The sequence below is a fragment of the Ruegeria sp. K7 genome (assembly GCF_056531785.1).
In genome coordinates, this window is sequence record NZ_JBQFMJ010000007.1 from 214,996 (window position 1) to 221,372 (window position 6,377).

Sequence of the window (6,377 nt, forward strand, 5' to 3'; positions counted from 1 at the left end):
TCTGAGTTCAGGTTCCAACTCCTTGGTGATCGCGCGTTCCCTTATCTTGGGCGACCCGATATTAACGGGTATTCCCGGTCGCCTCAGCCCTCCATCTTGGCATCGACCATCGCCTCTTCGGCGATCATTGCTTCCAGTTGGCGACGGAACCGCAGTTGGCCTCCGTCGATGCTCAGGTCGATATGGGGGCTTTCCTTTTCGTCCATGCCGATCTGAACCTCTTCGAGAACGGCCAGGTCTTCTTCGAATGCGTGGCGGACATCCTCACTCATCATCCTGGAAAGCTCAGCGTCGTCCGGGAGGATGTTGCGCAGTTGGAACCAGTAATACCGGGTCTCGGTTTCCGAGGTCGGCGTCATGAAGTTGTAGCTGTCCATGATGAAGGTCCGTTCATGCAGCGGTCCGTCCGGCCCCCCAGTACCAGCAGGGGTGAAGACGGCCTTAATCAGCGCATGGCTGGGATAGCGCACTTCATAGTGCTGCAGCCGGTCGCAATTGCCTTCGAACTCGACCACCTTCTTGTAAAACGGGGCAGGTTCCACATCCATCATCCACCGACGCACGACGATGCCGTTGTCCTTTTTTGTAACCGACAGCGGCGTGTCCTTCGTGGCATCCTGCGCGAAAGAGCTTTGGTGCACCCACGCGACATGCGTTGGATCCAGCAGGTTGTCGGTCATGTACAGATAGTTGCACCTGATCTCCATCGCCGCACCACGGTTGATGCCCCAGTCGGGGTCGTCGTAATGCTCGATCTCGAAGATCTCGGAAAGCTCGGCCATGGCCGGATTGCCCATCCAGATCCAGACCAGTTCGTATTTTTCATGCACCGGATAGGAATGCACCTTAGCCGAGGAAGGAATGCGCCCTTTGCCGGGGGCCGAGACACACTGACCGGCGCAGTCTAACGTCAGCCCGTGATAGCCGCATTCCACATCGTCGCCTTTCATGCGGCCTTTTGACAGCGGCAGTTTGCGGTGCGGGCAGGCGTCCTCCAGCGCGACAACCTCACCGGCCCGGGTCCGATAGATACAAATTTTCTTGCCCAGAACCCGGATTTGCCGCAGCTCATGAGTGATCTCGGAACTCCAGGCCGCAACGTACCAGGCATTTTTCAGAAACACGGTTCACCTCCCGCAGAATAGTTTGTTCGAGCTTTAGTAACTTATGTGCGGGGAATGCGGGCTTGTATAGTACTGCTGCCTGCCTTGTTGTTCAGGAAAACTAAATCATTTTACCGATCTCTTGAGGAGTTTCCGAGCGATCTTGAGACGTCCCGTCCTGCCTGCAGAATCTAGTCCAGAAAGCTGCGTGCCGTTCGTTCATCCAGCGCGCCTTCACCCCAGCAGACCAGATAGGGTCTGGGCAATGGTATTTCCTGTTCGGACAGGCGACACAGATAGCCCATCTGCAAGTCCCGTTGAACAAAAGACGTTTGCGCCAGCGCCACACCACGTCCCTGAATGGCGGCATCCAAAGCTAGGCTGGACAGCGAAAAGACGGCATCCTTCCGTCGTGGTGAGGCGTCGATATCGTTCGCTGCAAACCAGTCTTCCCAGTCCGGGACGTCTTCGAAGCCGGGCCCCCAGTCTGTGCAGAGCAGGGGCGCGCGCGACCGGTTTGTTCTTCCAGCACCTTGAGCTGCTGACTGACCGCACCGGGTGTGACGTTCAGCTCCCGCGCGGTATCGGCGACGGAATTGGTACGCCCAAACACCTCGAATGTTTGCAGGGCCCGGAGGGAGGGGAGGGGGGGTCGACGCATATATACCGCTTGGCGAAGTTTAGAAAAACTGCATTGTGATGCAGGCTACCCAACTTGGCGTCTGAAGAAAACAGATCCAGTTCAGGTATGAACACAAGAAGCGGCGACATGACCGACGGCTTTCACCTATAGGCCTTAAGCAACATAGGTGGACACCAACCCGGCCGTTCGAGCTGGCCACAGATCGGAATTGGCGAAGAGCGGCACCGCGGGGAGCTTCTGGTCAGGGGGGCGCCCCCCGAATTGTTGATTGGCCCAAAAAGCGATCCGATGATCACTGATGGCCAATGCAAGATCAGATCAACGAAGGCTTTGATCTCAAACATAAAGATGAGAGCATGCGCGCGGTGGTCGAATTTGAAGCCGCTGACAAACGTGACATTTTCAGAAGGTGCCTCGATGGTTCAGAATTGCCCGGTCCGATGCTCGCTTGATCTTGTAAGTCCGGGCAAGCGGACCGGTTTCATCGACGTGACCCTGTCCAACAATGCGCTTGCTTTCAGCACCATTCGCGTTCCCATTGGCGTGTTGTGCGGTGCGGCCGGACCTACGGTGCTACTTACAGCGGGCAACCACGGGGACGAGTACGAAGGGCAGCTTATCCTTCACCGGATGCTGAGAGAGCTCGAGCCGGAGCAGCTGAACGGGCGCATCATTGTGCTGCCGGCATTGAATGCGCCTGCCGTGCGTGCGCGTACCCGTGTGTCGCCACTGGATCAGGGAAATATGAACCGGGCGTTCCCCGGGACACATGCTCCCGGACCGACGGCTGCTATTGCCCGGTTCGTGTCACAGGAGTTGATCCCGCAATCCGACATCATTCTGGATTTTCACTCAGGGGGAACTGCGACGCGCTACATTGACTGCGCGTTCGTTTGCCTGGGGAATGATGCGGCGCTGAATGCAGACAATATTGATCTTGCGCGCCAATTTGGTGCCGATTTTACAATGGTAAGCCGAACGTCCGACGAGGGTGCAGATTTCGACTCGGAAGCCTATCGTCAGGGCAAAAAATTCCTTTCCTGCGAGCTTGGGGGGATGGGCACGATGACCACCCGCTCTTTCCAGATTGGCTGGTCGGGCTGCTGCCGTGTTCTGTCTAACCTAGGGCTTTTCGCAGCCGATGAGGTCATGACGGAACCCGCGGATGCTGCCATGACCCGTTTTGTTGATGTGGGTGCAGACTGCTCGCATGTCACCAGCAATTTTGAGGGGTTGATTGACCTTCACGTGCAGCTTGGTGACGAGGTCGGCAAAGGACAGGTCGTTGCGACCTTGTATGACATACACAACATCGGGGACCCACCTGCGTCATTGACGACTCAGCAGAACGGAGTCGTTTGCGTCACGCGTCGAAACCCCTTGGTCTCACCCGGTGATCACCTGCTGATGATTTGCGGGGACTACGCAATTTAGCCAATAGGCTGCGTGGGCCGACCGAGATTCTGCCGCAGACCGACAATCACAGCATGGGCATGGGGGACGTGTTCAAGCAAGTGACGACGAACTGTGACCTATGTCAAGGACAGCGCTCGGGTCTCGGTGTCCATTGGGCGCGGTTTGTTGGCCGGGTTGCGACCCGTCCGATCATGAACAGTGTTGACGCTGATTTGCCGGGGTTGTCCTTGCATTCGGCTGAACCCGGAGAAACACAGATGGCTGATGGATGCGCCTGCGACCGGCACGCCCACATGTACGTGTCCGTGGCTGACGCCCTGACACGGGGGCTGGCCGCCGCCAATCCGATTGTCGAAACAAAGCCCGTACCGCTGACTGAGGCGATTGGCCGGGTTCTGGCCGAGGATTGCCTCAGCAAAACTGACATGCCCGCCTTCGACAACTCTGCCATGGATGGCTACGCGATCCGCACTCGCGATCTGGGCGCGGGGCCGGTCTTTGATCTGCCCGTCGCCGGGCGCGTGGTCGCCGGGGACAGCGGCGCGCATCAGGCACCCGCAGGAAGCGCCTTGCGTATCTTTACCGGTGCGCCGGTGCCAAATGACTTCGATGCCATTCTGATGCAGGAGGATTGCGAGCTAACAAAAGGCGGTATCCGCTTCTCAAGTCGCCCGACCGCCGAACAGCATATCCGCCGCGCGGGTGAGGACCTGAAAGCGGGGGCACTGATCCTGCGTCACGGCTGCGAGATCGGCGCGCGCGAGGTCGCGGCGCTGGCCTCAGCCGGGTTTGGCCAGGTCAAGGTATACCGCAAGCTCAAGATCACCATCTTCTCGACCGGCAGCGAATTACGCCAGCCCGGAGAAGACCTTGGCCCCGGCCAGATTTACAACTCGAACCGTAATATGCTGCGGGCGCTGCTGGACAAGCGCTGGATCGACCTGACGGACATCGGCCCGGTCGAGGATGACCCGGTTTTGCTGGAACAGGTCTTGCGGCAGGCATGCGACACATCCGATCTGATCGTCACAACCGGCGGCGTGTCTGTTGGCGACGAGGATCACATGCCGCGCCTGTTTTCCAAAATCGGCGGTCAGACGGATGTGATGAAAGTGGCCATGAAACCGGGCAAGCCGATCATGTTCGGACGTCACGGCGATGCGCTTTATATCGGGTTGCCGGGCAATCCGGTTTCCGCCTACGTTACCTGGCAAATCATCGGGTCGCCGATGATGGCACGGCGCGCCGGTTTGCATCCAAGCCCGCTTGTCGCCGAACAGGCGGTGCTGGCGGAACCGCTGCAGCGTCATCCCGGGCGGCAGGAATTTCGCCCGGTGCAGATCCGGGGCACAGCTCCGGACGGCAGGCCGCGCCTGCACCTGATGGCACCGTCCTACAGCGGGCGCGTGGCGTTGCTGGCGCAGGCGGACGGGTTGGCCATTATCCCTGCGGATGTCGAAACCCTACCAGAGGGGTACGCGCTGGAAATGTTGCGGTTCTGAACGCTCGGTGCCCGAGCTGAAGGTTATGTCCCTATTGTGTGTTAAAAAGCGGTGGCTTGATCCTTTGGTGGGCAAAAAATCAAGCATTCTCTGTACTTTCCACTAGTGGCTGTGAGCTTCATCAACCAAGACCTTGGGCAAGCTTCTTCAGCTCACATTGTGGGGCCACCAATCGTTCTGCCAGCGCGACATTGTCCTCCATCAGCGCGCGGCAAATCTCTTCCTCCAATTGGTTTGCAAGTCGCAGCAACAAAGGCGCGACTTCGTTGACACCGTTGTTGTTGCCAGAGGCTCCGGTTTGACCCAGTTTGTTCGTTGATACTTGTGGCATAGCGCGAATTCCCGATTGGCTCTCCGGGACAGGGTATCCGCATGAACTTGGTGATGCCGTTGACTTATCGTTGATGTATCGTTGATCTTGCAGGCAGTGTGGTAGGAGCACATGCGGCGATGGGTATTGAATCTCAAGGATGGCAAATTGTCATCGGGACAGGATCAATCGACACTATCGCCAAAAGCTACCGAAGTGCTGGAGTACATGATTTCCAGGGCCGGTATGGTTTTGTCTCGCGAAGAAATACTTCAAGCCGTATGGCATGGCTTGTTTGTGAACCCGGATCTTGTGCGCGAGTACATTTTTGAGATCCGAAAATCGCTCGGGGATGACGCAAAAAATCCAAGTTATATTGAGACTGTAGGCCGGCGCGGATTTCGGCTGATTGGACCAGTTTCCGTCCAACACGGTGAAGATCAGGCTGCACACTCTGCTCTTTCCCAGGCGCAACCCAACCCATTGCCTTTGGTGAAATATTGTCGTTCCAAGGACGGGACCTCCATCGCGCATACTGTTTCCGGCGAAGGGTATCCGATGTTGATTTCCGGAAGCTGGATGACCCACCTGGAACAAGACTGGCAAAACCCTGCTTACGGCGATTACATTCGACACCTTTCGGATAAATTTACGGTCATTCGCTATGACCAACGGGGGAATGGTCTGTCCGAGTGGGCGGATGTCGACATCAGTTTTGAGCGCATGGTCGACGATATGGAAGTCGTGATCGATGCCTACGATTTTGAACAAGTAGCGATCCTGGGTTTGTCGCAAGGTGCATCTGTTTCGTTGGCATATGCGCTGAGGCATCCGAAACGAATTTCGCATCTTGTACTAAGTGGAGGGTATTCAAGGGGGCGAAAACATCGCGGCAACGAAGCCGAGATTGAAGAAAGCGAAGCTCTTGTCAATTTAATCCGCAACAGCTGGGGAAACGAAAACCCCGCAATCCGGCAAATCCTGACCACGATGTTTATGCCGGACGCCACAAAAGCAGAAATGCAGTGGTTCAACGCTTTCCAAAAGCTCTGCGGACCAGCCGAGAATATTGCTCAGTTTCGCGCTTTGTTTGACGACATTGACGTGAGCAACCTGCTAACAGAGATTTCATTGCCGACCTTGGTTCTTCACAGCGACAGGGATGCAGTGGCACCGCTTTCGGAAGGGAAAATACTGGCTTCCCAGATTCCGGATGCTTCATTCGTGCAACTGGATAGCCCCAACCACTTACTTTTTTCGTCAGAACCAGATTTCGAAAGAATGATTGCCAGCATCGAGAGCTTTGTTCGGTCCTGATGCTTAAACTTGATGAGTTGTCGTTCCTTTTCCAACAGTTGCAGAACAGGCCTGCCAAGAAGCACTGCTTCAGCCCGGCGCTCTGA

General features: G+C 56.6%; 7 protein-coding genes and 1 pseudogene. 4 read left to right on the forward strand and 4 right to left on the reverse strand.

Features of this window, described 5'->3' with window-relative positions:
- Positions 1 to 83 precede the first annotated feature (83 nt).
- From ACR0FE_RS13580 to ACR0FE_RS13590, 3 genes and pseudogenes are all read right to left on the reverse strand, one after another.
- Positions 84 to 1,124, reverse strand: a complete 1,041-nt coding sequence (locus ACR0FE_RS13580) for an aromatic ring-hydroxylating dioxygenase subunit alpha (RefSeq protein WP_480913284.1) — start codon at positions 1,122 to 1,124, stop codon at positions 84 to 86.
- A gap of 170 nt (positions 1,125 to 1,294) precedes the next feature.
- Entirely contained in the window at positions 1,295 to 1,603 is a 309-nt protein-coding gene (locus ACR0FE_RS13585; RefSeq protein WP_480441199.1) for a LysR substrate-binding domain-containing protein, read from the reverse strand.
- A 23-nt stretch (positions 1,604 to 1,626) separates the two neighbouring features.
- Positions 1,627 to 1,764 (reverse strand): annotated as a pseudogene (locus ACR0FE_RS13590) (LysR family transcriptional regulator); the annotation flags it as partial.
- Between the two features lie 287 nt (positions 1,765 to 2,051).
- On the opposite strand from ACR0FE_RS13590, the gene ACR0FE_RS13595 reads away from it, so the two are divergent.
- The 3 genes from ACR0FE_RS13595 to ACR0FE_RS13605 all read left to right on the forward strand — a co-directional run bounded on the left by ACR0FE_RS13595 (position 2,052) and on the right by ACR0FE_RS13605 (position 4,664).
- Positions 2,052 to 2,198, forward strand: a complete 147-nt coding sequence (locus ACR0FE_RS13595; RefSeq protein ID WP_480913286.1) for a hypothetical protein — start codon at positions 2,052 to 2,054, stop codon at positions 2,196 to 2,198.
- Between the two features lie 37 nt (positions 2,199 to 2,235).
- Positions 2,236 to 3,180 carry a succinylglutamate desuccinylase/aspartoacylase family protein gene (locus ACR0FE_RS13600; RefSeq protein ID WP_480913288.1) on the forward strand — a complete coding sequence of 315 codons (945 nt, stop codon included), beginning with the start codon at positions 2,236 to 2,238 and terminating at the stop codon, positions 3,178 to 3,180.
- 173 nt (positions 3,181 to 3,353) lie between these two features.
- Positions 3,354 to 4,664, forward strand: a complete 1,311-nt coding sequence (locus ACR0FE_RS13605) for a molybdopterin molybdotransferase MoeA (RefSeq protein ID WP_480913289.1) — start codon at positions 3,354 to 3,356, stop codon at positions 4,662 to 4,664.
- Positions 4,665 to 4,785: 121 nt separating this feature from the next.
- Here the strand turns inward: ACR0FE_RS13605 and ACR0FE_RS13610 are convergent, their stop codons facing one another.
- Positions 4,786 to 4,995: a hypothetical protein gene (locus ACR0FE_RS13610; RefSeq protein ID WP_170619357.1), complete on the reverse strand. Its 210-nt coding sequence runs from the start codon at positions 4,993 to 4,995 to the stop codon at positions 4,786 to 4,788.
- Between the two features lie 111 nt (positions 4,996 to 5,106).
- Between ACR0FE_RS13610 and ACR0FE_RS13615 the strand changes: the two genes are divergently transcribed.
- Positions 5,107 to 6,291, forward strand: a complete 1,185-nt coding sequence (locus ACR0FE_RS13615) for an alpha/beta hydrolase (RefSeq protein ID WP_480913291.1) — start codon at positions 5,107 to 5,109, stop codon at positions 6,289 to 6,291.
- The last annotated feature ends 86 nt before the right edge of the window (positions 6,292 to 6,377 follow it).

Bases quoted from the DNA above. Each gene is read 5' to 3' on its own strand.
- ACR0FE_RS13595 (WP_480913286.1), top strand. From the start codon at position 2,052: ATGCAAGATCAGATCAACGAAGGCTTTGATCTCAAACATAAAGATGAG.
- ACR0FE_RS13605 (WP_480913289.1), top strand. From the start codon at position 3,354: ATGAACAGTGTTGACGCTGATTTGCCGGGGTTGTCCTTGCATTCGGCT.
- ACR0FE_RS13610 (WP_170619357.1), bottom strand. From the start codon at position 4,995: ATGCCACAAGTATCAACGAACAAACTGGGTCAAACCGGAGCCTCTGGC.
- ACR0FE_RS13615 (WP_480913291.1), top strand. From the start codon at position 5,107: ATGCGGCGATGGGTATTGAATCTCAAGGATGGCAAATTGTCATCGGGA.